This is a genomic window from Mycoplasma phocoeninasale, assembly GCF_012934885.1.
In the GTDB taxonomy this organism is placed as follows: domain Bacteria; phylum Bacillota_I; class Bacilli_A; order Mycoplasmatales; family Metamycoplasmataceae; genus Metamycoplasma; species Metamycoplasma phocoeninasale.
The window spans coordinates 24,142-49,695 of the sequence record NZ_CP051480.1 but is presented as its reverse complement, the minus strand read 5'-3'; the positions used below and the strand labels follow the sequence as shown (position 1 = coordinate 49,695).

General features: G+C 31.5%; 20 protein-coding genes and 8 tRNA genes. 27 read left to right on the top strand and 1 reads right to left on the bottom strand.

Annotated elements, in window-relative coordinates; genetic code table 4:
- Positions 1-242 precede the first annotated feature (242 nt).
- From HGG64_RS00235 to HGG64_RS00180, 12 genes are all read left to right on the top strand, one after another.
- The gene (locus tag HGG64_RS00235; protein WP_169579985.1) at positions 243-1,022 is read left to right on the top strand and encodes a tRNA1(Val) (adenine(37)-N6)-methyltransferase; all 780 of its coding nucleotides are present in this window, start codon (positions 243-245) and stop codon (positions 1,020-1,022) included.
- Between the two features lie 13 nt (positions 1,023-1,035).
- Positions 1,036-2,586, top strand: a complete 1,551-nt coding sequence (metG, locus tag HGG64_RS00230; protein ID WP_169579984.1) for a methionine--tRNA ligase — start codon at positions 1,036-1,038, stop codon at positions 2,584-2,586.
- 98 nt (positions 2,587-2,684) lie between these two features.
- Positions 2,685-3,950, top strand: coding sequence for a GTPase ObgE (gene obgE, locus HGG64_RS00225; protein WP_169579983.1), 1,266 nt, complete (start codon positions 2,685-2,687; stop codon positions 3,948-3,950).
- A 70-nt stretch (positions 3,951-4,020) separates the two neighbouring features.
- Positions 4,021-4,097, top strand: a tRNA-Pro gene (locus HGG64_RS00220).
- Between the two features lies 1 nt (position 4,098).
- Positions 4,099-4,175 (top strand) — tRNA-Ala (locus tag HGG64_RS00215).
- Positions 4,176-4,179: 4 nt separating this feature from the next.
- A tRNA-Met gene (locus HGG64_RS00210) sits at positions 4,180-4,256 on the top strand.
- Positions 4,257-4,283: 27 nt separating this feature from the next.
- Positions 4,284-4,359, top strand: a tRNA-Ile gene (locus HGG64_RS00205).
- A 1-nt stretch (position 4,360) separates the two neighbouring features.
- Positions 4,361-4,451 (top strand) — tRNA-Ser (locus HGG64_RS00200).
- Positions 4,452-4,457: 6 nt separating this feature from the next.
- A tRNA-Met gene (locus HGG64_RS00195) sits at positions 4,458-4,533 on the top strand.
- A gap of 1 nt (position 4,534) precedes the next feature.
- Positions 4,535-4,611 (top strand) — tRNA-Asp (locus HGG64_RS00190).
- 4 nt (positions 4,612-4,615) lie between these two features.
- Positions 4,616-4,691: transfer RNA gene (locus tag HGG64_RS00185), tRNA-Phe, on the top strand.
- 193 nt (positions 4,692-4,884) lie between these two features.
- Positions 4,885-5,598, top strand: a complete 714-nt coding sequence (locus HGG64_RS00180; RefSeq protein ID WP_169579982.1) for a PQ-loop domain-containing transporter — start codon at positions 4,885-4,887, stop codon at positions 5,596-5,598.
- A 9-nt stretch (positions 5,599-5,607) separates the two neighbouring features.
- Here HGG64_RS00180 and HGG64_RS00175 read toward each other — a convergent pair whose 3' ends face one another.
- Entirely contained in the window at positions 5,608-5,961 is a 354-nt protein-coding gene (locus tag HGG64_RS00175; RefSeq protein ID WP_169579981.1) for a YigZ family protein, read from the bottom strand.
- A gap of 75 nt (positions 5,962-6,036) precedes the next feature.
- Here HGG64_RS00175 and HGG64_RS00170 point away from each other — a divergent pair, with 75 nt between their 5' ends.
- From HGG64_RS00170 to cas1, 15 genes are all read left to right on the top strand, one after another.
- Positions 6,037-6,930: an RluA family pseudouridine synthase gene (locus HGG64_RS00170; protein WP_169579980.1), complete on the top strand. Its 894-nt coding sequence runs from the start codon at positions 6,037-6,039 to the stop codon at positions 6,928-6,930.
- A 54-nt stretch (positions 6,931-6,984) separates the two neighbouring features.
- Positions 6,985-7,953, top strand: coding sequence for a Rho termination factor N-terminal domain-containing protein (locus HGG64_RS00165; protein ID WP_169579979.1), 969 nt, complete (start codon positions 6,985-6,987; stop codon positions 7,951-7,953).
- Positions 7,954-7,975: 22 nt separating this feature from the next.
- Entirely contained in the window at positions 7,976-9,070 is a 1,095-nt protein-coding gene (locus HGG64_RS00160) for a hypothetical protein (RefSeq protein WP_169579978.1), read from the top strand.
- A gap of 45 nt (positions 9,071-9,115) precedes the next feature.
- Positions 9,116-9,736, top strand: a complete 621-nt coding sequence (locus tag HGG64_RS00155) for a hypothetical protein (RefSeq protein WP_169579977.1) — start codon at positions 9,116-9,118, stop codon at positions 9,734-9,736.
- Between the two features lie 148 nt (positions 9,737-9,884).
- Positions 9,885-10,301, top strand: coding sequence for a 30S ribosomal protein S12 (gene rpsL / locus HGG64_RS00150; RefSeq protein ID WP_169579976.1), 417 nt, complete (start codon positions 9,885-9,887; stop codon positions 10,299-10,301).
- Positions 10,302-10,322: 21 nt separating this feature from the next.
- Complete coding sequence (rpsG, locus tag HGG64_RS00145; RefSeq protein ID WP_114191018.1) at positions 10,323-10,793, top strand: 30S ribosomal protein S7; 471 nt, start codon at positions 10,323-10,325, stop codon at positions 10,791-10,793.
- An 11-nt stretch (positions 10,794-10,804) separates the two neighbouring features.
- On the top strand, positions 10,805-12,898 hold the full coding sequence (gene fusA / locus HGG64_RS00140; protein ID WP_169579975.1) for an elongation factor G: 2,094 nt from the start codon (positions 10,805-10,807) through the stop codon (positions 12,896-12,898).
- Positions 12,899-13,008: 110 nt separating this feature from the next.
- Positions 13,009-14,490 (top strand): DUF1846 domain-containing protein, encoded by a 1,482-nt coding sequence (locus HGG64_RS00135; protein WP_169579974.1) that lies wholly within the window; start codon positions 13,009-13,011, stop codon positions 14,488-14,490.
- A 146-nt stretch (positions 14,491-14,636) separates the two neighbouring features.
- Complete coding sequence (gene rplJ / locus HGG64_RS00130; RefSeq protein ID WP_169579973.1) at positions 14,637-15,134, top strand: 50S ribosomal protein L10; 498 nt, start codon at positions 14,637-14,639, stop codon at positions 15,132-15,134.
- A 27-nt stretch (positions 15,135-15,161) separates the two neighbouring features.
- Positions 15,162-15,536: a 50S ribosomal protein L7/L12 gene (gene rplL / locus HGG64_RS00125; protein WP_169579972.1), complete on the top strand. Its 375-nt coding sequence runs from the start codon at positions 15,162-15,164 to the stop codon at positions 15,534-15,536.
- A 109-nt stretch (positions 15,537-15,645) separates the two neighbouring features.
- Positions 15,646-19,251 carry a DNA-directed RNA polymerase subunit beta gene (gene rpoB / locus HGG64_RS00120; RefSeq protein ID WP_277345672.1) on the top strand — a complete coding sequence of 1,202 codons (3,606 nt, stop codon included), beginning with the start codon at positions 15,646-15,648 and terminating at the stop codon, positions 19,249-19,251.
- A complete protein-coding gene (gene rpoC, locus HGG64_RS00115) occupies positions 19,251-23,714 on the top strand; it encodes a DNA-directed RNA polymerase subunit beta' (protein WP_169579971.1) in 4,464 nt (1,487 codons plus the stop codon). Before rpoB ends, rpoC begins: the two co-directional genes overlap by 1 nt.
- A gap of 179 nt (positions 23,715-23,893) precedes the next feature.
- On the top strand, positions 23,894-24,196 hold the full coding sequence (gene rplU / locus HGG64_RS00110) for a 50S ribosomal protein L21 (protein ID WP_169579970.1): 303 nt from the start codon (positions 23,894-23,896) through the stop codon (positions 24,194-24,196).
- A 1-nt stretch (position 24,197) separates the two neighbouring features.
- Positions 24,198-24,455, top strand: coding sequence for a 50S ribosomal protein L27 (rpmA, locus tag HGG64_RS00105; RefSeq protein ID WP_169579969.1), 258 nt, complete (start codon positions 24,198-24,200; stop codon positions 24,453-24,455).
- 201 nt (positions 24,456-24,656) lie between these two features.
- Positions 24,657-25,553, top strand: a complete 897-nt coding sequence (gene cas1 / locus HGG64_RS00100) for a type II CRISPR-associated endonuclease Cas1 (RefSeq protein ID WP_169579968.1) — start codon at positions 24,657-24,659, stop codon at positions 25,551-25,553.
- The last annotated feature ends 1 nt before the right edge of the window (position 25,554 follow it).

The following is a 25,554-nucleotide window of genomic DNA, read 5'->3' as shown; positions in this document are numbered from 1 at the left end:
CGATATTCAGTTTTCAGAGAACATAATGCGATGAGCCGCAGAATTAAAAACCCAGTCTGGGTTTTTTTCTTTGCATTTTTAGCATTTAATTAGTAATTTGAATTAGAAATAGTATTTTTCTATAATTTTAACTATTTATTTTATTTAAAGATTTTTAAATATATAACAATAAACCTAACTTTTAGCTTTTATGTTAATTATGATAAAATAATATGCGTTTTATCATTTATAATTTATAAATTATGAAAAAAGGCATCATTAAAAATAATTTAGGCTATAGTGGAAATTTGTTTGTTTACCAAGACAAAGAAATGTTTAATTATTCAGTTGATACTATTCTGTTAGGAAATTTTATTTCGATAAATCGTAATGTTTCTAATATTTTAGAAGTTGGCACAAATAATGGCGCTCTATCAATTTTTATGGCTGCTAGATCTGAGAAAATTAAAATTGATGCCATCGAGATCCAAAAGAAAGCCGTTGAGCTTGCAAGAAAAAATGTGGAACTCAATAAGATGTCAGGTCAGATCAATGTTATTGAAGATGACTTTCGAAGATGAGCAAAAGATTATGCTTTTAAATGTGGCAATAAACTAGCTAAAAAATACAGTAGCATTGTTGCTAATCCACCATATTACAACGAAGATTTTAATCAAGTTAGAAAATCAACCACAACAGAGCAAAAACTAGCAACACATGAAATTAATTTGAATTTGGAGCAGTTAATTTTACTGTCATCGAAAATCATCGAACAAAAAGGCTATTTTACTGTGGTTTTACCAATGGCAAGATATATTGATTTGATATGTTTATTAAGAAAATACAAGTTTGAGCCAAAGCGAATCCAAATTGTTTATCCACGAATTAACTCTTTTCCGAAATTTTGTTTGGTGGAAGCGAGATTCAATTCTGGATGAGGAACACATTTTGAACCAAATATCTATCTGCATAATGACAATTTAAATGACCATAGTTATCGTCAAGAAGTAAAAGAACTATACATACCTAAAAAAGTAAAATAAGGAGAATAAAATTATGAGCAAGAAAACATTTTATATTACTACACCAATTTATTATCCGAGTGGTAGACTCCACATCGGTCATTTATTCACAACCACTTTAGCTTGAGTTTATAAAAATTATAAATGTCAACAAGGGTATGATACTTTCTTTGCAACCGGTATTGATGAACATGGGCAAAAAATTCAAAAAAAAGCATTAGAATTTAATATTGAACCCCAAGAGTATGTTGATAATGAGGCCAAACAATTTGAACAGTTATGAAAATTATTGTTAATTGATTATGATAGCTTTAACCGAACAACTAATTACCATCACCACCATGCCATTCAACTAATTTTTGATAAAATGCTTAAAAAAGGTTTTATTTATAAATCATATTATGAAGGACTTTACTCAGTTAGTGATGAGGAATTTTTAACCAAAAGTCAAGCAACTTTTGAAAATAATAAATACTATCATCCAATTTCACATACTGAACTACAGGAAATAAAAGAGGAAAGTTATTTCTTTGATATGAAAAAATTTGCTCCATGAATTAAAGAATTCTTTTATAATAATCCTAATTTTATTTCTAATGGTGCTACTTATAAAGAGCTACTAAATAATTTCATTAATAAAGGTCTTGAAGATTTATCGATTACTAGAGTTTCCTTTGATTGAGGAATTCCCATTTTAAATAACAGTAATGTTAAGAATCACCATGTTATCTATGTATGATTGGATGCACTATTTAATTACATAACTTTTTTAGGTTTTCTTTCTGATGATGAGACTAAATATCTAAAATATTGAGAAAATGGTGATGAAAGAGTTCATTTGCTAGCTAAAGAAATTAGCCGATTTCATGCTATTTATTGACCAATTTTTCTTAAGGCATTAGATCTTAAATTGCCAACTAGAGAAGTTATTCATTCATGAATTATTACCCCTGAAGGCAAAATGTCAAAATCGCGTGGTAATGTTATTGATCCGCTGCCATTAATTGAAAAATATGGCGCAGAAGAAATCAAATATTTTTTCATTTCACAAATTAATATTGATAGTGATTTTGCTTTTAGTGAAGAGCTGCTAGTAAATGTTTTAAACGCTGATTTAGCAAATAATTTTGGTAATTTATTAAACCGCACAATTAAAATGATTAATCAATCATTTCCAGATGGCACAAAATACATTGCCACAGATCTTCAAAAAATCGACTTAAACATTTATGAGTTAATTAAAAGTATTTACACCGATTATCAATCTGAATTTGATAATTTTCACGCTGATAAAGCCTTAAAGAAAAGCATGGAATTAAGCAAAAAACTAAATGAATACATCGACAAAAATGAACCATGAAAATTAAAAGCTGATCTTAAGAGATTGAATGTAGTTTTAAATACTTTACAAAACGGAATTTATGCAGTTGCTTTTATGCTAAATGTTGTTATACCAAATAAAACTAACAAAGTTCTTGAATTTTTTAAAGTGAATAACTTTAACGAAAAAAATTTATTTGACTTTGCTAAATTTGACAGAAAAGGTCCAGAGACATCAGAAATTCTTTTTCCAAGAATAAAGTAAAGAGAGAAAGTTTGCACTTTCTTTTTTATTTTTTAATTATCAAAATCAATTGTTACTTTATTACCTACAAAACACCTTTATTTTGTTAAAATACTTACATGAAATTTATTGATGAAGTTAAAATCTCTGTTCAAGCAGGGGATGGTGGCAATGGAATAATTAGTTTTCGTCGTGAAGCAAATGTTGACCGCGGTGGTCCTGATGGTGGTGATGGTGGTGATGGAGGAAATGTTTATTTTGTCGGTGATACTGGACAGAATACGCTACTACCATTTTACTATCAAAACAAAATAGTAGCTAAATCAGGAGAGAATGGTAAACCCAAAAATGCTTATGGAGCTAAAGGTGATGACTTATTTATTAAAGTTCCGCTTGGGACCATGGTTTATGTTAATGACAAACTAAAAGTCGACATTGTTGAAGAAAAAAACTATTTAATTGCTAAAGGTGGCAAAGGCGGTAGAGGAAATCTACATTTTAAATCTAGCCGAAACACTGCACCACGTATTTGTGAAAATGGTCTTAAAGGTGAAAAATTTCAAATTCATTTGATTTTGAAAGTCTTAGCTGATGTCGGTTTTATTGGTAAACCAAGTGCAGGAAAAAGTTCAACTTTAGCCCAAATTTCCAACGCTAAACCCAAAATTGCTGATTATGATTTTACAACCTTAGTGCCACAACTTGGACTAGTTAAATATTTCGATCACTCTTATGTTGTTGCTGATTTACCAGGATTAATTGAAAAAGCTCATGAAGGTCGAGGACTTGGAATTCAATTCTTGAAACACATTGAGCGTTGTAAAATCATTGCCCATATTATCGACTTTGGTTCTGATAACAAAGATCCGATTGCTGATTATGAAACAATTAATGATGAATTAAGAGCATATAACTTGAACTTAGAAAAACTACCGCAAGTAGTCATCGCTAATAAAAATGATTTACCAGCTTTTGAAGGGCATAAAAAATTATTTGAAAAGAAATACCCTAATGTAAATTTAATTTCTTATTCTGCGATTACTAATGATAATATCGATGAAGTTAAAAGAGTATTATTCGAAAAAGTACAAGAAAATAATACTTTGCAAAATATTGCTATAAACGAGGATATTATTACCATTTCATTAGACAAATCACCAATTAACATTATTAAAATAAATAATGATACTTATGAAATTGTTGGAGATGATGTGTTTTATGTTTATGATCGAATTCCGGTTGTTTCCTTAGATAACCTTTGAAGATTTAACGCTAAATTAAAAGCTTTAGGGGTTTATGAATTAATTAAGAAATCAAATGTTAAAAACGGCGATACAATCAGAATCAAAGATTACGAATTTGTGTGAAATGAAGAGGATTTTTAAAAAATATTTTTTTATAAAAAACTTTTTAAAATTATATATAATAATAAGGCATTAAGATTATCAATGTAGTGGAGAAGTAGCTCAGCTTGGTAGAGCACTTGACTTGGGCTCAAGCGGTCGCAGGTTCGAATCCTGTCTTCTTCACCATGGGGGGGTAGCTCACCTGGCCAGAGCGCCTGCCTTGCACGCAGGAGGTAGAGGGTTCGAGTCCCTTCCTCTCCACCATTATGGCACTGTAGCTCAGTTGGTTAGAGCATCCGGTTCATACCCGGAAGGTCAAGAGTTCGACTCTCTTCGGTGCTACCATATGAATGAGCTCAACATCTTTGTCACGGACCCATAGCTCAATGGTTAGAGCAACCGGCTCATAACCGGTCGGTTACAGGTTCGAGTCCTGTTGGGTCCACCATGGGCAATTACCCAAGTGGCTGAAGGGAGCAGTCTTGAAAACTGCCAGGGGCTTCACGGCCCGCGGGGGTTCAAATCCCTCATTGCCCGCCATTATATAGCGGAGTAGAGCAGGCGGCAGCTCGTTGGGCTCATAACCCAAAGGTCATTGGTTCGAATCCAATCTCCGCAACCACGGTCCAGTGGTAAAGTGGTTTAATACGCTTCCCTGTCACGGAAGAGATCGCGGGTTCAATTCCCGTCTGGACCGCCATTTTGGCTCTGTAGCTCAGTTGGTAGAGCAACGGATTGAAGCTCCGTGTGTCGCTGGTTCGATTCCTGCCGGAGCCACCATTTCAGAAATGACTAACACCAATCGGTGTTTTTTATTATTTTTTTATTGCATTCTTATGCCAAAAAAATAAAAAAAATGATAATATTATATTATTGAAAAAAATGATAGACACTCTAAGGCTTATCAAGTTTTACGAAAACCGGAAATCATTATTTATATTTCAAATCAAAAATTATTAAAAATTAGGAAGATATGGAAATAGCAGCACAAATATTTGGTTATTTAGGGGCCGGTGTCACAATTGCATTAGGTATTCCTCAACTAGTCCATCAATTAAAAACAAAAAAAACTGGGAATGTTAACTTTATTTCATTTTGAATTTTTTATATTGGATTACTACTATGAATCTCATTAGGAGTTTGACATGAAAATCCAGCTACGGCAATTAGTATTTTTATTTCAAATTTTGGATGTGGTGTAGTTTATACATTTACAATGTACTTTTTATACCACTACTATGACAAGAAAACAAAAAAAATGATGTTTGGAGCGATTGGTGGAATTGCCGGATTCTCATTTATTTCAGCAATATTGCTTCTACTATTCATTTTAAGATTTAGTTACTTTAAAGAAAATTTTGCAACTTTAAATGGATATTCAGGAATTATCTTTCCTTTAATTGTTCCGGCATTTACAACTTTAGCATTTTTCCCACAATTTATTATTGGAGTTAAAAATAAAAATTTCAATGGAATCACCCCATATATGGCTTTGTTATTTATTTTTAACTGTACTTTATGAGTATTACACTCAGTATTTGCGATCTTGGCGAACCCAGATGCTTCAAATGGTTTAATTGGAGTAATTGTTTGAAACGTAATCTGTGGCATCATTTATGCCTTCCAATTTGGTTTTATCTTTGCTTACAACCGCAGAAATAGATTAGTTTACGACGTAGTTAATTAATAGCAAAGTCTATTCATTTTCTAAGACAAGTTTGGCAGTATGTAAATATGCTCTTAGTAGCCTTGACTTACCAAGCTCAATGCCTCCAAAATATCTAATAATGACAATCGCCTTATTAGATATTTTTTTATTATTAATAAGCATCATCAGCGGAATCCCAGCAACACCCTTTGGCTCTTTATCATCAGTGTATGAACTTATTTGCTGATTATTGCTATCTGTGAACTTGTAAGCATAAACTACATGTCTTGCCTTTTTGTGTTCAGTGCGCAGATCATTAATTTTATTTTTTATGTCCTCAACTGATTTAACATCAAGCAAATAACCAATAAATTTAGATTTTTTGATTTCATAAATTTTCATAATTGTTTTATATTTTATAATTAAAATATCATTATTACTAGATAATTATGCGAATATGCTAAAATTCTTATCATAATGATTAAATTAGTAGTTTTATATGCCGATAGAATTGACAAATATATAGCCAATAATTCCGATATTTCTCGTAATGATATTCAAGAATTAATTAAACAAGGTGCAGTATTAGTGAATAATGTCAAAATTAATAAAAATAAATATCTTTTAAAGGTTGATGATGAAATTGAAATTATTAAAGTAATTGATAAGCAGGTCAATGTTGTTGAACAAGACATTGCATTAGATATTGTCTATGATTGTGATGATTATCTTGTTATTAATAAACCCTCAGGAATGGTTGTCCATCCGGCACCGGGGCATCATGAAAACACGTTAGTTAATGCTTTAATGTTTCACTTCAAAAATAAGTTAAGTAATGTCAATGGGCTTCTGAGAATGGGAATAATTCATCGTATTGACAAGGATACTAGTGGTTTGCTTTTAGTTGCCAAAAATAATAAGGCACATAATTATTTTGCATCACTACTTAAAAACCATGAGATTAAGAGAAGCTATTATGCAATTTGTGATGGTATTATTGAAAATAAGGAACTTCATATCAATCTCCCAATTGGGAGGGATAGCAAAAACCGGCAAAAATTCGCTGTCACTGAATCAAATTCTAAACAAGCTTATACCATTGTTTCAGTAATCAAATATTTAGAAATTAATGGCCAGAAAAAAACCCTTGTGAAATGTAATCTAAAAACCGGTAGAACTCACCAAATTCGGGTGCATTTAGCATATATCAAACACCCAATTTATGGCGACCCAATATACAACCATAAAATTGATGATTTCAATCAACGTCTTCATGCAAAAGAACTAGATTTCATTGATCTAAATGGGAATGCAATGCATTTCGAAGCTAAAATTCCAAATATTATGGCAAAAGAGGCAAAAACACAATAATTTATTTTTTTAAAATATAATATATTATTAATAAAACAAAAAAAGGAGAAGATAATGTTCGAAACTAATTTTGCGAAATATAATTCGACAAAAGAACTTTATGATGAACGTAAGAAAAAATACTGACTTTTATTTTTCATTTTTACAGCAGTATTCGCGTCTATCATTTTGTTCCAACTTGGAATATTAATTGAATATTCAGTAAGAAAAGAATATTATATTGATAACTACATTAATGTTATAGAGTCAACTACTCAAGTTGCCGATGCTAACCGTATATACTCGGGAAGCTTGTTGGGTTTTGTCTTTCTCACACTCATTTTTATTTCTCTATTCATATGGCATGTTTTATCAATGTATAAAGTAAAGAAATTTCAAGATTTTTCAGCATACTCGCTTTTCCTGTCTAAATTGTATTTATTCTTAATTATTTTACAAATTGTAATATTACTTTTTTCAGGTATTAGATTTTTTCAGTCTTTTGCATGAGATTTAAACAGAAATCTAAGAATCTTTTTAACCGTATTTTTCATTGCTGGATACTTTGCAACTTGACCATTTTTATGCAACCGTGTTATTAGAATATTCTATGCACTGAAAATTGATATTGCTCAAAGAAATAATAATAATGATTCACTATTAAATCCTTTTCAATCATTTTTTAATGGACAATTCGGTCAAAGCTTTAATAGCGAAAATAGTGGTCAAAGTCCTCAAACAGCCGCCCCTATTTTAATGACTGATAGTAGTGATGATCATAAAATTGATTACGATGCTAAACTTAATGAACTTTCAAAAGAACAACTAGTAACCATGGCTGAAAAATTAAATATTTACGGAGCTAAAGAATTTAGCAAAGAAGATCTAATTGCTAAGATTATCGCAATATTTAAAGAAAAAGAGCAAAAGAGTAACTTAAAATCAAATTCAAAATCTACTGGTGAAAAAGAAAATAGTGAAGAAATGAACACTAGTTATAATGATGATAATAAAACTGATGATGAAAAGTTTGAGGAAAATTAATAATTAATCAAAGGAGAAAATTATGGAAAATAATAACTCACAGCAACCAGCAGGGGTTTCATTAATTTGAATCATTTTTTTAATTTTAATATTCATTTTTGCTTTATATAGATCTGTAAAATTAATAACTAACTTTAAAAAGAGCATTATCAAAACTAAAGAAGTATTGGGACAAGAATTAGTTACCAAATATGTTCAAGGATTACACTGAAAATCAAATGCTTTCTTTAATATCCTCATTAATGGTTTATTGTGGTTAGCATTAATTATTGTTTCATCAATTTTGATAGGAACAAGAATTAACCGAAGCAACCCTGAGCATCAAAGCGCATTGTCAACTCTATATGCAATTATTGTTTTATCATTAATTGCAATTATAGCAACTAATTTAGCACTTTTATATTTCTACATTAAAGGTTTCAATGCCGTACAGTATAAAAATTCAGCAAAAAATTTAGACCTTGAATTACTTTCAATTCGCGATAGTAAAAAACCATCAACTGATTTCCCAAAAGAAATTAAAATCGATGTCACTAAAATTAATAAATTGAATCCGCTTGCCCCAAAGGTTTTAGCTAACTTTATTTTGGCTTATAATAAAAAAATAGCTAATCCAAATATTCCTTTACAAAAAAGATACTTTGAGTATTTAAATCAGCTATTTAAAATTCGTTTCTTTAATGAATCACTAGATTTCATTGAACAACAACAAGCACAAGAGCATAAGATTCTTGGTTTTGTTGGTGACAATGCTAATTCTTCGACGGTAAACATGAGTCCAATCGAAAAAGAAATTGCTTGAATGGATAGAATGGATAAGAAAGTAAAATTAATTCAAGAAACTAATCGCTTGGAATCAATGGATAAAAAGGAATTTGCTAAAAAATACGATGAATATCTATACACAGTGAGATCGCAAGATCCTGCTTATCAACAAATTCAAAAGAATAATTGACTAACATACCGTGATTCAGATATCGAAGATCTTTTCTACAATCCTAACACCCCGATTGTTTATTCACTAGATTCAGGTGAAAGTTCAAAAGAAAAAAATCTAGTTGATTTTCTAAATGAGTACAAAAATTATTTAGAAGCAAAATTTTTCTCAGGTTTATAGAACAATATTACTAGTAAAAATATTTTTTTATTTATAATTACGTTTATGAAAAAAAGACTTACTAAAAAGAAACTATATATTTCACTAGGCGCAATTGCTGCCGTTACTGTTCCACTTGTAATAACTTCATGTTCTTTTACTAACAATATCCGCTATCAACTTTTCAATTTTGCTAAAAGAAGAATAATTGATTTAGTGGGAGAGGTTGAAAATTACTTTAAAGACGATCTCGATCCAGATATTACGGAATTCAAAGTTAAACTTAAGTCACTCGTTGAGGAGATGAAAAATACAGCTATTAATGCTGACAATCCTCCCGAAAAGTTCATTAATCATTATGAGAATGAAGCGAATAATTTATTTAACCTTTATGCACAACTAAAACAACAAAAAGTTCAAGCAATTATTGATTTATATGTTTCCAAAGCAAAAGCATCAACACTTTTAAATGCAATTGGATTACTACCAAATTTTAAAGAAGAAGCTAAAAAGCTAAACAATGTGCAAAATCAGATTCCACCGGTAGATATTTCAACACCTAAGGCTAATATATTAGAATATATAGAAATCTCAAACGCTAGTCTAAACACAGCTAAATCAGCGATTAAAGCGCTGGCTGCCAAATATGAAATTCAGAATATTGATGAAATTTTAAAACTTGTCTAAAAGTGGCAAGTTTTTATTATAAAAAAATTTTTATAAAAAATCAAAAACACTGGGTTAGTTGTTGTATAATTGTTTAGTATTTATTTTATATAAAATAATTTAAAAGAATAAAATATTGTGAATATTATATTTTTAAGAAAGGAACAAAATGCCTACAATTGCTCAATTAGTAAAGCAAGGTCGTAAAGATAAAAGCAGAAAGACTAAAGCTCCTGCTTTAGGAAAAATGTATAACTCTTTACAAAAGAAAGAAAAACTAATCCCTGCGCCATTTAAACGTGGGGTATGTACTCGTGTGGCTACTATGACACCTAAAAAACCTAACTCAGCTATTCGTAAATACGCTCGTGCTAGATTATCAAATGGTCAAGAAGTAACTGCTTATATTCCAGGAGAAGGACACAACTTACAAGAACACTCAGTTGTTTTAATCCGTGGTGGTAAAGTTAAAGACTTACCTGGGGTTAGATATACAATCGTGCGTGGTACCCAAGATGCTGCCGGAGTTGATAAAAGAAAACAAGCCCGTTCACTATATGGAACCAAAAAACCAAAAAGTAATTAGAAAATTAGAAAGGAATTATATATGTCAAGAAAACACAAAGCACCTGTGAGAGAAGTTTTAGCAGATCCAGTTTTTAACTCGAAAATTATTACCAAACTAATTAATACTATTATGCTTGATGGTAAAAAATCAATCGCTGAAAATATCTTATACAACGCATTTAAGATTGTTAATACTAAAACCGGTAAAGAAGCTATTGAAGTTTTTAATAGCGCATTAGAAAATATCAGCCCACAATTAGAAGTTAGATCAAGAAGAGTTGGTGGATCAAACTACCAAGTTCCTTGTGAAGTTAGTTCAAAAAGAAAACAAACTCTAGCTTTAAGATGATTAATTCAATATGCAAGATTAAGAAATGATAAAACTATGGAAGAAAAATTGGCTAATGAAATTATTGATGCCTCAAATAAAATGGGTGGCGCTATTAAAAAACGTGAAGATACTCATAAAATGGCAGAATCAAATAAAGCATTCGCTCACTTTAGATGATAATAGGGAAAGTTATGGCAAGAGAATACAAAATTGAAGATTACCGTAACATCGGTATTATGGCGCACATTGACGCTGGTAAAACTACTACTACTGAAAGAGTTCTATATCATACTGGAAAAATTCATAAAATTGGTGAAACACACGAAGGTGCTTCACAAATGGACTGAATGGCTCAAGAACAAGAAAGAGGTATTACCATTACCTCAGCCGCTACTACAGCATACTGAAAAGGAAAAAGACTAAACATAATCGATACTCCAGGACACGTTGATTTTACTATTGAAGTTGAACGTTCGCTTAGAGTACTAGACGGTGCCGTTGCAGTTTTAGATGCTCAAAGTGGTGTTGAACCTCAAACTGAAACCGTTTGAAGACAAGCAACTAACTATGGAGTACCAAGAATTGTTTATGTTAACAAAATGGATAAAATGGGAGCTAACTTTAAGGCTTCAGTTGAATCACTAAGAAAATTATTAGGAGCAAATGCTCATGCTATTCAATTAAACATTGGTGAAGAAGCACAATTCAATGGTGTTATTGACCTAGTGGAAATGAAAGCTTATGAATTTGATGGTTCTGTTGATGAAAACCCAAAAGAAATTCCAATTCCTGATTATTTAAAAGACGAAGCAGAATTAATGCGTTCTTCTTTAGCTGAATCGCTAGCCGATTATGATGAAGAAATTATGGATTTAGTGCTAAATGAAGGTGAAGTTTCAGCTGAAATGTTAAAAAGAGCACTTAGAAAAGCTACAATAACAGCTCAATATTTCCCAGTAGTTTGTGGTACATCATTTAAAAACAAAGGTGTTAAATTTATGCTTGATGCAATTGTGAATTATCTACCTTCACCAGTTGACATTCCTCCAATTAAAGCTTATAAGGGTGAAGCAGAAATTCAAATTCCTGCATCTGATGATGGATTTTTCTCATCGTTAGCATTTAAAGTTATGAATGACCCATTTGTAGGAAACTTAACCTTTTTTAGAGTTTACTCAGGACTTATTAGCAAGGGATCTTATGTTTTCAACTCAACTAAAGGTGAAAAAGAAAGATTAAGTAGAATTCTACTAATGCATGCTAATAATCGTATGGATATTGAAGAAGTTAGAACTGGTGATATCGCTGCCGCTGTTGGACTTAAATTTACTACAACCGGAGATACTTTAATTGACGAAAAATACAAAGACATCGTCTTAGAAAATATGAATTTTCCAGAACCAGTTATTTCTCAAGCAATTGAACCAAAAACAAAAGATGCTTCAGAAAAACTTTCATTAGCACTACAAAGATTAGCAGCTGAAGACCCTACTTTTAAATACTACACTGATGAAGAAACTGGTCAAACTATTATTGCCGGTATGGGTGAACTTCACTTAGACATTATTGTTGACCGTTTAAAACGTGAATTTAAAGTTGAAGTAACTGTTGGTGCTCCACAAGTTTCATACCGTGAAACCATTACCAAAGCTGCTGAAGTTGAAGGAATTCATAAGAAACAATCAGGTGGTAAAGGTCAATATGGTCACGTTTGAATTAAATACGAACCTAATCCAGATGGTGGATTTGAATTCATCGACAAAATTGTTGGTGGAAAGATTCCAAAAGAATACATCAAATCAATTGAAAAAGGTCTTAGAGAAAAAATGGACATTGGTATTTTGGCTGGATATCCAATGATTGACATTAAAGCCACTTTATTTGATGGTTCATACCATGAAGTCGATTCATCAGAATTAGCATATAAAATTGCTGCTTCAAAATCACTAACCAAAGGTCGTGAAGCATTAGGAACAGTTCTATTAGAACCTATTATGGACGTTGCCGTTGTTGTGCCTGAAGACTTCTTTGGGGATGTTATGGGTGATATTTCTAGAAGACGTGGTCAAGTACGTGACAACGAAACAAGAAATGATGGCGCTCATGTTATTAAATCATACATTCCTCTAAGTGAAATGTTTGGTTATGCAACTCAACTAAGATCAATGACTACTGGCCGTGGAACATACCAAATGTGATTCGATCATTATGAAAAATTACCACGTAATTTATCAGATGAAATCATTAAAAAACGTGGTGGAAAAATTTTGGTTGACGAAGATTAATAAAAGTAAAAATGCATCGTATAAATGATGTGTTTTTATTTTTATAAAGTTAATTATTATATAATTAAATTAATTTTAAGATAAGAGAACTAATAAAATGAGGTTTATAAATGACGGCTTTTGATAATCAAAAATATATCGATTTACAATCAAAGAAAATCGAAGAAAGAATTGCTAAATTTGGGCATAAACTATACCTAGAATTTGGCGGAAAGTTAATCAATGACTTTCATGCATCGCGGGTTTTGCCAGGCTTTAATAACAACGTTAAGCTGGAAATGCTTCTTAAACTTAAACATAAAATGGAAATCATTGTTGTTGTGTCAGCAAATGACATTGAAAAACATAAACTACGGGCTGATATTGGCATAAGCTATGACCAAGATGTTTTACGTTTAATCGATCAACTACGTTCATATGATTTAATTGTGAATAACGTAGTAATCACCCAGTATGAAAATCAAAGTCTAGCAAGAAAATTTAAACATAAGCTAATTTCTTTAGGAATTAATGTTGCATGCCATTATATGATTAAAAATTACCCTAATGACATTGATTTAATTATTTCTGATAATGGTTTTGGAAAAAACGAGTATGTTAAAACTGAAAAAGAATTAGTAGTCATTACGGCTCCAGGACCAGGTTCAGGTAAGCTAGCAGTGGCCTTAAGTCAAATCTATCATGATAGTAAAAATGGTGTTAAATCGGGATATGCAAAATTTGAAACCTTTCCCATTTGAAATTTAGCTGTTAGTCATCCAATTAATTTAGCCTATGAAGCAGCAACTGCCGATTTAAATGACATGAATATGATTGATCCCTTTTATTTAAATAAATACAGCCAAGAAGCTACTAATTACAACCGTGATATCGCAGCCTTTCCAATTTTAAATAATCTTTTAACAAAGATTTATGATGGTAAAAGTCCTTATTTCTCACCAACTGACATGGGAGTTAACATGGCTGGATTTTGTATAAGCGATGAAAGGGCGGTGGCAGATGCTGCTAAAAAAGAAATCATTCGGCGTTATTTTAAAAGCTTAGTTGACTTCAAAAAAGATTTGGGTAATTTTGAAGCCGTCGAAAAAATTGAAAAAATTATGTCAACTTATAAAATTGACTATTCAGTTAATAGTTCCATTAAATCAGCACATAAATTATTTGAAAAAACTAAGAAACCTGCTGTGTGTGTACTTTTAAAAGATCAAACTATTATAAATGGGAAAACTTCAGATTTACTTGGGCCTTCAGCTGCTGCGTTACTTAATTCACTAAAATATTTAGCTAAAATTGACCAGAATATTGATTTACTAGATCCTTCGGTTATTAAATTAGTTCAAGACTTAAAAATTAATTATTTACATAATAAAAACCCTCGTTTGCACATGAATGAAACTTTGATTGCGTTGTCAATTAGTGCCAAATCAAATGACATTTCCAAACGTGCAATGCTTGCCTTACCACAACTAAAGGATTGTGATGCCCATTCAACGGTTATTTTATCTGAGGTTGATCGTGATATCTATAAGAAATTAAGCATAAATTTGACTGAAGATCCGATTTATGAAATCAATAATTTTTTCCACAAATAATATCTTATTTATTTAGATATCTAAAAATATTATTTGTGGTATAATAAGCAAGCAATATATGAAGACAGTAACAGCTTATGCTTAATATGTTACCGAGTATCTTTCACTTTTATTTATATTGCATATAATAATTAAGGAGGAGTCACATGAGTGCTTTACGCGATGCTAAAGTATTAGTTGTTGATGAAATCACCAAAAACATTAATGAGTCAAAAGCTCTATATGTTGCCAGCTATAAAACTATCGATGTTGTATCATTACAAAAAATTCGTAGTGAATTAGCTAAGCTAGGTGTTTTATTAAAAGTTTACAAAAATAGACTTGTTAAACAATCACTAAATACTTTAAAATATGAAGAATTAAATGATGCTCTAATCGGGCAAAATATCTTCGCTTTTGCTAAAGAAGATGATCTGACAGCTTTAAAGGCTTTAGTAAACTTGAAAAAAGAATTCCCAGCATTAGAACTTGTAGCCGGAATTTATGAAAATAAAGTAGTTAATGCTCAATCATTGAATGAAATAGCAAAACTTCCTTCATACGAAGAATCTTTGATGATTCTTGGCAATTCATTACTTACACCATTGAAAAATTTAGCAATTGGTTTAAATGAATTGGTAAAACAAGGAAAATTACCTGAATAGAAAAATAATAATTACAAGGAGAAAAATATGTCAAAATTAACAAAAGAAGAATTTGTTTCATCTTTAAAAGAAATGAATATTAAAGAAGTTATGGAATTAGTTGAAGGATTAAAAGAAGAATTCGGAATTGATCCAACAGCTATCGTTGCAGCAGCAGCACCAACTGCAGCAGCTGAAGCAGCTGAAGAAAAAACTATGTTTAACATCACTCTAAAGTCAGATGGTGGAAACAAATTAGGAGTTATTAAAGCAGTTAAAGACCTACTAGGTTTAGGATTAATGGATGCTAAAAAACTAGTTGAATCAGCTCCAGCAGTTCTAAAAGAAAATGTTAAAAAAGAAGAAGCAGAAGCTATTAAAGCTAAACTGCTTGAAGCTAAGGCTGAAGTTACTTTAGATTAATAAAAAAAGCAATTAAAATGGGCTTATAAAGCCTTTTTTGCTTATTTTTAGCGCATGTATACGCGATATATCAAAAAAAATAAATATTTATCAAAATATTAAAAAATGAATGAGGTACGGTATGGCAAATATGTCAAAATATGAACTTAGAAAATTTGGTCCAATTACTGAACGAAGAGATTATTCAATCAGTCAAAAAAAATTCGACACTCCAGATTTTTTAAAGATGCAAAGGGAATCTGTTGAAAAGTTTATTAAGGAAGGAATTGAAGAAGAGTTAAGAAGCATATATCCAATTGAAGCTCATGGTAAAGTTCGTATCGAGTATGTTCACAATACTGCTCATTTTGAACTACCTAAAAAATCAGAATACGAATGTATCAAAGAAGCAAAACAAAAGGGTGCATCTTACCAAGGCAAACTAAAAGCCAAATTAAGACAAATTAATACTGAAACCGGAGAAGTGGAAGATAGTGAAGTTGTATTTGCTGAAATTCCTATTATGACACATGGTGGTTCTTTTATTATCAACGGTTCTGAAAAAGTTATTGTTTCACAATTGATTCGTTCAACAGGTGTTTACTTTGGAGTTAATGTAAGAAATAAACAAGCTAATGACTTGTTTAACAAAGTTGAAATTATCCCTCAACTCGGCTCTTGAGTTGAAATTTATCATAAAGTTACCTCATCTAATCCTGATACAATTAAGATTCATATTGATAAAAATAAATCATTTCTTCTAACTACATTTTTAAAAGCCCTTGGCTTTACTGATAATGGTATTCGAAAAATGTTTGGTTCAGTCCCTGAACTAGAAGAAACGCTAAAACGTGATAAAATTTCTGGCTTTGACACCGAAAATATGATTGCTGAAGCTCAAGAAACTATTTATCGTCTGATTCGTAAAGGTGATCGAATGACAGCGGAATCTGCTCGTAATTTGATTCCTTCAACACTATTTAATGAAAAAAGATACAACCTTTCAGAAACAGGCAGATTTACATTAAATCGTAAACTAAATGTGATGGAGAGAATTGTTAACTCATATCTAGCTGATAATATTTATTCAGAAGAAGGCGAACTTTTATACGAAAAAGGTTTGTTTATAACATGAGAAATTGCGAGAAAAATTCACAATGAGTTTATCCTAGGAATTATTCCGATGTGAAAACTGCCAGATATCTCAGAACATGTTTATGGAAATCAACTAGATTTAGAAAGTAATTCGAGTCTATATAACCGTCTATACGTTACTTCAATTCAAATTTATCCAACCGAAAAGGATATGAATGAAGATAACAAAATTTTAGTTTTAGGAAATGATCCAACAGCAACCGAAAGATTTTTATTAATCCCAGACTTAATTGCTACCATTTCATACTACTTTAACTTACTTTCAAAAGTTGGAATTGATGATGATCCTGATTCATTAATTAACAAAAGAATTGTTACAATTGGTGAGCTACTACAAAACCAATTCCGTGTTGGTCTTATTAAATTGGAAAAAAATACCAAAGAAAGAATTTCGACAAAGGATATTGAAAAAATCACTCCCAAAAATGTCACAAATAACAAGCCAATTTTTAACCAATTTAAATCATTTTTCAATACCTCTAAACTTTCGCAATTTATGGATCAATGTAATCCATTAGCGGAAATTTCTAACAAAAGAAGGATTACTTCACTTGGGCCAAGAGGACTAAATCGTGACACTGCACAATTTGAGGTTCGGGATGTTCACCCTACTCACTTTGGTAGAATTTGTCCAATTGAAACTCCTGAGGGACCAAACATTGGGCTAATTTTGAATTTAGCATCATTTGCGAAAATCGACCGCTATGGTTTTATTCAATCACCATATTTTCCAGTTAAAAATCGAATTGTTGATTTTTCAGAACCAAAATACTTAACAGCAATCGAAGAAGCAGGTTACACTTTCGCACAATCAACAGTAAAAATTAAAGATAACTACATTATTGATGATAAAGTAATTGTTAGACGTGACAATGAGTATGTTGAAGTCGATGCAGAGGAAGTTGACTTTGTTGGGGTATCAAACCGTCAAATGACTTCAATTGCTGCATCAGCTATTCCATTTTTGGAAAACGATGATGCTAACCGTGCATTGATGGGGTCGAACATGCAACGTCAAGCAGTACCAGTATTATTTCCAGAAAGTCCACTGGTCGCAACTGGGGTTGAAGCTGACGTCGCTAAATTCTCATCAACAAACATTTCTGCTAAAAGAGATGGGGTTGTCAAATATGTTGATGCTAGTGTAATTAAAGTAATGCCAACTGGGCTTAATAAACTAGATGTTTACCATTTAAGAACCTTTGAAAGAAGTAATCAAGGTACTTTAATTCATCAAATACCACTAGTAAAAGTCGGGGATGAAATTAAAGAAGGTGACCTATTAGTTGATGGTCCTTCTATGAAAGATGGAGAATTAGCATTAGGTAAAAATGTTTTAGTAGGTTTTACTACATGACATGGATATAACTATGAAGATGCTGTTGTATTATCTGAGCGTTTAGTTAAGGATGATGTGTATACATCTATTCATATTGAAGAACAAACCATTCAATTTAGACACTCAAAGGCTGGTGAAGATCAACTAACAAATGAAATTCCAAATGTTTCAAACTTTTCAAAACGTTTCCTTGATGAAAACGGTATCGTAAAAGTTGGATCAGAAGTTAGTGCCGGAGATATTTTAGTTGGTAGAACATCACCAAAAGGAGAAGAGAACCCAACTCCTGAAGAGAAACTAATGGCAGCAATTTTTGGCCAAAAAACTGCTTCAAGAAAAGACACCTCATTAAAAGTAAAACATGGACACAATGGAACTGTTGTTGCCATAGATATTCTAAGCCGTGAAACTGGTGATCAACTTGAAGATGGCATTGAAAAAATTGTTAAAGTTTCAATTGCTCAAAAACGTAAAATTAAAGTCGGTGATAAAATGGCTGGACGTCACGGTAATAAAGGGGTTGTTTCAATTATTTTACCAGTTGAAGAAATGCCATATTTAGAAGATGGAACTCCACTTGATATTGTTCTAAACCCTCAAGGTGTTCCTTCTCGTATGAATATTGGACAAATTCTTGAATTACACCTGGGCTCAGCGGCAAAAAATTTAAATACCAAATTTGTTACTCCGATTTTTGATGGAATAACTCACAATCAAATTCGTGATATTCTAGAAGAGGCTAAAATGGATACCACTGGTAAAACTGTTGTTTACGATGGACAAACTGGTGAACCATTTGATAATCCAATCTCAGTTGGAATTATGTACTATCTAAAACTATACCATATGGTTGATGACAAGATGCATGCTCGTTCAGTTGGACCATATTCACTAATTACTCAACAACCACTTGGAGGAAAAAGCCAAAATGGTGGTCAAAGATTTGGAGAAATGGAAACTTGAGCAATCGAATCATATGGGGCATCTAATGTCCTACAAGAGCTACTAACTTACAAATCAGATAACATTATTGGAAGAAATCAACTATATAATGCGTTAGCTAGAAATACTAAATTGCCAAAACCAGGTATGCCAGAATCATTTAATGTTTTAGCATATGAATTACGTGGTCTAGGAATTAAATTGGAAGCTCATGAAAAAGAATCTGATAATGATGTTGACGATGGCATTGAAAGAATTGACACTAAATATCACCAAGAGTTTGAAGGAGGAACAGAATAATGAGAAAAACATCAAAATATGACTTACTACAAGAAGATAGAATTGCTGAAATTTCATTAGCCCTTGCTACTCCCAATGATATTGAAAGTTGATCACATGGTGAAGTAACTAAACCAGAAACCATTAACTATAAAAGCTATAAGCCTGAACGTGGTGGTTTATTTGACGAAATTATTTTTGGTCCAATGATTGACTATCGTTGTCCAGTTTGTGGCTTTAAATACAAAAGAGTAAATGAAGGTGATTTTTGTACAAGAACTGAACTTTGTCGTCAGGAACATGTTGAAATTCTTCCTAAAATTGCTCGTCGTAATCACATGGGGCATATCAAATTGAATAGTCCAGTTGTTCATTTTTGATATTTTAAAGTTGACCACTCAATTATTTATAAATTACTAGGTTTAAGATCTAGTCGCGGTCAAGAAAATGTTCGCCGTGAAGAGCTTGAAAACTTAATTTACTACAAAAACCACATTGTTCTAGAAAACGGTGGTCTTAAATCATTGCCTAAAAATCAAATTATTGAAATTAATGAAGCCGCAATTATTTATAAAGATGCTTTAGAAGAATTGCTACAAAGATTTAGTCCTGGTAGTGAAGAGTATGAAGATATTAAAGAAACCCTTGATTCATTAATTGAAAAAGCTAGTTCAAAAATTGGTCAAGAATATGGGATTGATTTTTATGAATTAAATGAAGTAATTGAACATTACAGCGACGCTAAAATTGGTACTGGTGCTTTAGCAATTGAATACCTACTAAAAAATCTTGACTTACAAAAAGAAAAAGAATTTGTAACTAATGAAATCAATAAATTAAACGCAGAGGAACTTGCTAATACCGAAAGATTTGCGACAACTGCTAAACAAACTCGTGAAAAATTCTATAAACGTCTACAAGTTATTAATGCTTTCATCGAATCAAAACAAGATCCAACTAGTATGTTAATTTATAACTTACCAGTTATTCCAGCAGATTTGCGTCCTTTGATTCAATTAGATGGTGGTCGTCATTCAACTTCGGATATTAATGAACTTTATCGTCGAGTAATTATTAGAAATAATCGGCTACAACAATGACAAGAAAAGGACGCTCCTACTTTAGTTATCCAAAATGAATTAAGAATGATTCAAGAAGCAGTTGATGCCTTAATCGATAACCAGAGAAGAAGTCCTAACCCAGTTCTTTCAAAAGATAACCGTCCTTTCAAATCAATTAGTGATGCTCTTACCGGGAAAAAAGGTCGTTTTAGACAAAATCTACTAGGAAAGAGGGTTGACTATTCAGGCCGTTCAGTTATCGTAGTTGGGCCTAGTCTAAAAATGCATCAATGTGGAATTCCTCGGGAAATGGCAGCTAAATTATTCGAACCATGAATTATTTCTCGTTTAATTGAAAAAGAAGTTGCAACTACCATTAAAAATGCCAAAAAAATTATTGAAGATCAAAATCCAATAATCTGACCTCATGTTGCTGAGGCAATTAAAGGAAGATTGGTACTTCTAAACAGAGCGCCAACCTTGCACCGTCTATCAATTCAAGCTTTTGAGCCAGTTTTAGTTAGAGGAAAAGCAATTAGATTACATCCACTAGTATGTACCCCATTTAACGCTGACTTCGATGGTGACCAAATGGCAGTTCATGTGCCAATTTCTGAACAAGCTTTACTAGAAAGTCGCGAATTGATGTTAGCTAATAAAAATATTTTAGGTCCAAAAGATGGAGAACCAATTATTAACCCATCACAAGATATGATACTAGGATTGTACTATCTAACTATTGAAGAGCAAAATGCTAAAGGTGAAGGTCGTGTTTTTGATAATTTTGATCACATGATGCGAGCTTTGGAAGCTAAGAAAATTTCACTTCATGCTAGAATTGCCTTACCAGCTGATAAAGTTAAGGATTATCGTTTATTTAATGGTAGCAATAATCAACAATATATTATCTCTTCAGTTGGAAAATTTATCTTTAATAATATTTTTCCAAAAACATTTCCATTTATTTATGATAACAATGTTACTAAGACAGTTTCACTAGAAGATTACAACCGTTTCTTCAACACTAAATATGTTGTGACTGCTCCTACTAACATTCCAGAGTACATCAACTATGAATTGTCAATCCAAGAAGGATTTAACAAGAAAAATATCGCCAAAATTATTCGTTATGTTTTCGACAAATATGTTGCATCAATCACAATGGCTGACGTTGCTTCTGTAATTGATAAAATTACTGTTCCAAACATGAATATTTTGAAAAGCTACATGGAACTTAAATCATATAAAAATGAAAAAATTGATAAAGAACACGCTTTACTACTAGAAGCATTCACTCATGAAGAAATTAAGCGAATTAATACACTAAATCCAAATAGATCACAATATCAAGAAATTGATCCAAACGTGCCACTAACAGCAGAAGAAAAAGCAAAAATTTTAGATGGCGTATGATTTAAATACACCAACATTGTTGCCTCAATTCTTGACAACATTAAACAATTAGGATTTGACTATTCGACAAAATCAGGAATTTCAATTTCATTTTCAGATATTCTTGAAACTGATAAAAAAGAACAATACATTGCCGAAGGTGATGAATATATTTCAAAATTAAAACACTACTACAATATTGGATACATCACTGATGACGATCGTTACTCACTAGCAATTAAAAAGTGAGCCGAAATTAAAGATTCAATTCAATTTGAACTACAAAACATTATTAAAGCGAACTCACAAAACCCTGTTATTACCATGATTAATTCTGGGGCTCGGGGAAACATTGCGAACTACGTTCAATTAGCCGGAATGCGTGGACTAATGGCAAATAACACCAAAACCACTAAAGCCGATGCTAAAAACGATAGAGTTGTTCGTTCAACTGTTGAGGTTCCAGTTAAATCATCATTTATTGAAGGACTAACTGCTTTTGAGTTCTACTCTTCAACTCACGGGGCTAGAAAAGGACTAACTGATACTGCTCTTAACACTGCAAAATCAGGTTACCTAACAAGAAGACTAGTTGATGTTGCTCAAAACATTGTTGTTCGTCAAGAAAGCTGTGGATCAGATTATGGTTATACAGCGCGCAACATTATTGATACCAAAACCAAGCAAATTATTGTTTCTCTAAAAGAAAGAATTATTGGTCGTTTCACTAATAAGCCAGTTTATACAAGCACAGGAATTATGATCTGTGACCGAAATGAATTAATTACTGAAAAAATTGCTCAAAGAATTATTGATTCAAACATTGAAGAAGTGGAAATAAGATCAATTCTTGGTTGCAACACTCGTAATGGAGTTTGCAAGATGTGTTTTGGTAAGGATTTAGCAACAAACAGAATTGTTAATATTGGTGAGGCTGTTGGTATTATTGCTGCCCAATCAATTGGAGAGCCCGGAACTCAGCTAACTATGCGTACCTTCCATACTGGTGGGGTTGCTGGTGTTGAAGATATTACTGGTGGTTTTACCCGTTTAATTGAGTTAATTGATGCCCACGAACAACCATGAGGAAGAACCGCTGAAATTTCAAGCTATGAAGGAATTGTTACCAAAATTGAAAAAAGTGAAAATGATGATTCAAGTTACGTAATTACCATTGAAACCAAAGATCGCAAAAATAACAAAATTCCACATAAGGTTCCAGTTACTACAACTAAAAAACTGAGAGTTAAAGAAAACGATAGAGTTAAAATTGGTCAAAAATTATCAGAAGGTCCAATTGTTCTTAAGAAATTGTTAAACTTAACTGATACAATCACTGTTCAAAACTACTTGCTAAAAGAAATCCAAAGAATTTACCGTATTCAAGGGATTGCAATTAGTGATAAATACATTGAAATTATTATTCGTCAAATGATGTCTAAGATAATCATCGTTGACTCTGGAGACTCAAAATTCTTTGCTGGTGCGATTGTTGATATTTTTGACTATCAAGAAGAAAATGCCCAATTATTAACTAAGAACTTAAAACCAGCCTTTGGTAAAGTTGTAATTAAAGGTGCTAAACAAATGCCTCTACTATCAGACTCATTTTTAGCAGCGGCTTCATATCAAGAAACATCAAAAATTTTAGTACATGCCGCTATTTCATCAAGAGTTGATACCTTAAGTGGACTAAAAGAAAATATTATTATCGGGAAAAAGATTCCTTCAGGAACAGCTTTATATCCTTTTGAATCATATTCTAAATATGATATTAAACCTTCAATTAAATACTTCAAATCACAAGAATCTGAAGATGGTGAAGATGAAGACAACATAAATATTGACTTAGAAGCATTAGCTAAAGAAATTCAACAGGAAGATTACAACCCATCTGATGAAGAATTAGTTGCTGACGAAGATCAAGACAGCAGCAGTGAAGATATGCTAGAGGATGAAGAAGATCAATCAATTGATGAAGATTCTGATGCCGAAGATGATAATGTTGATGAAGACTTTGACATTCAATAAAATTTGATAATTAATTTTAAAAACACTACAAATAAACTTCTTAAATTTTATTAAGGTTTATTCAGTGTTTTTTATTTTTTTTTGATATAATCAATAAGTTACTATATAGTAACCATACTAAAAAGGTTTGCAAACTAGTAATAGTACCTTGAGGATGTGACAAACTATAAGGAGAAAAAATGTTCGCTATTATTGAAACTGGCGGAAAACAATTAATTGTTAAGCCAGGCGATATAATCTATATTGAAAAAATAGCTGGAAACGAAGGCGACAGCGTTGTATTTGACAAAGTTTTAGCTATTGAAGATAAAATTGGCATGCCATACCTTGAAGCAGCTTCTGTTTCAGGAACTATTGAAAAGCAAGGTAAGGCAAAGAAAATTGTTGTTTATAGACATAATGCAAAATCAACTCACAAACGTAAATTGGGACACCGTCAACCCTATACAAAAGTAAAAATCTCAGAAATAAAGGTGAAATAATATGGCACATACGAAATCTGGTGGAACAACTTCCAATAGCCGTGACTCAGCCGGTAGACGTTTAGGCGTTAAAGCCACTGATGGTCAATTTATTTTAGCAGGTAGCATTATTTATAGACAAAGAGGAACAAAGATCTTCCCAGGGCAAAATGTTGGTCGTGGAAAAGACGATACTTTGTTTGCCTTAATTGATGGTTATGTAAAATTTGAAAATAGAATTAATAGAAAATTCGCTTCAGTTTATCCTGAAAAAAAATAATTTTATATACGAAAATGATTAGTTAGAAGCTAGTCATTTTTATTTTACAATTTTTATATTCTTTGATAACTACTAGCTAAAAACTAAATGTTTATTACTATATTATTGTTTTAGTAGTGATAATGTCTGCGACATTATGCTTAAAATTAAATAAAAGTATTATTCTTTTTGTGTTAGCATTGCTAACGAAAAAGGAGAAATATGAAAAAAATTATTGACGTTTCTGAAAGTGATTATTTATCACTTTTTTTAGGTAATTTGATTGTCAAAAAATCACAAGGAAAAATTACCATACCAACTAACGATATAGAAACAATTATTTTTGAAAATAATCGTATGATGATTAGTGTTCCACTAATTAATAAACTCATTGAAGAGAAAATTAATGTTATTTTCTGTGATCATAAGCATCTACCTTATGCTCACATTCTGCCAATAAATGGTTATTTTAACAATAAAGTTTTCCTAGCACAAATTAAATGAGATGATTATTATAAATCAATCACTTGAAAACATACAATTGAACTAAAAATAATTAATTCTCTAAATTTGCTCAAATCATTAAAAATAAATGACTCTAAAACATTAGAGTTACTAGAGGAGTATGCTAATCAGGTTAAACTATGAGATACCACTAATCGTGAAGGTTTGGCCGCCAAAATCTATTTTAGAGCTATTTTTGGGAAAGATTTTATTCGAGATAAAGATAATAATGATGAATGAATAAATTTATTTTTAAACTATGGATATACTGTGATGTTAGCTTATGTAAGTCGATCGCTTGTTTCAAAAGGCTTTGATAACCGCATTGGCATTTTTCATAAGAGTTTTAATAATAATTTTTTACTTGCATCGGATCTAATGGAACCTTTGCGTTGCTTTGTCGACAGAATCGTTTATGAAGGTTTAATGAAAAGAATGCAATTCCAAAAATTCGATTTTAGTGATTTTAAAAAACGTCTATTTGAATCTTTACAAGAGTATATTTTAATTAAAGGTAAAGCGATGAAAGTAATTGACTATATTGATTATATGATTAAAGGCATCATTGAAAATACGAATTTAGAGGATTTAATCATTGGTTGAGATTCCAAATAGA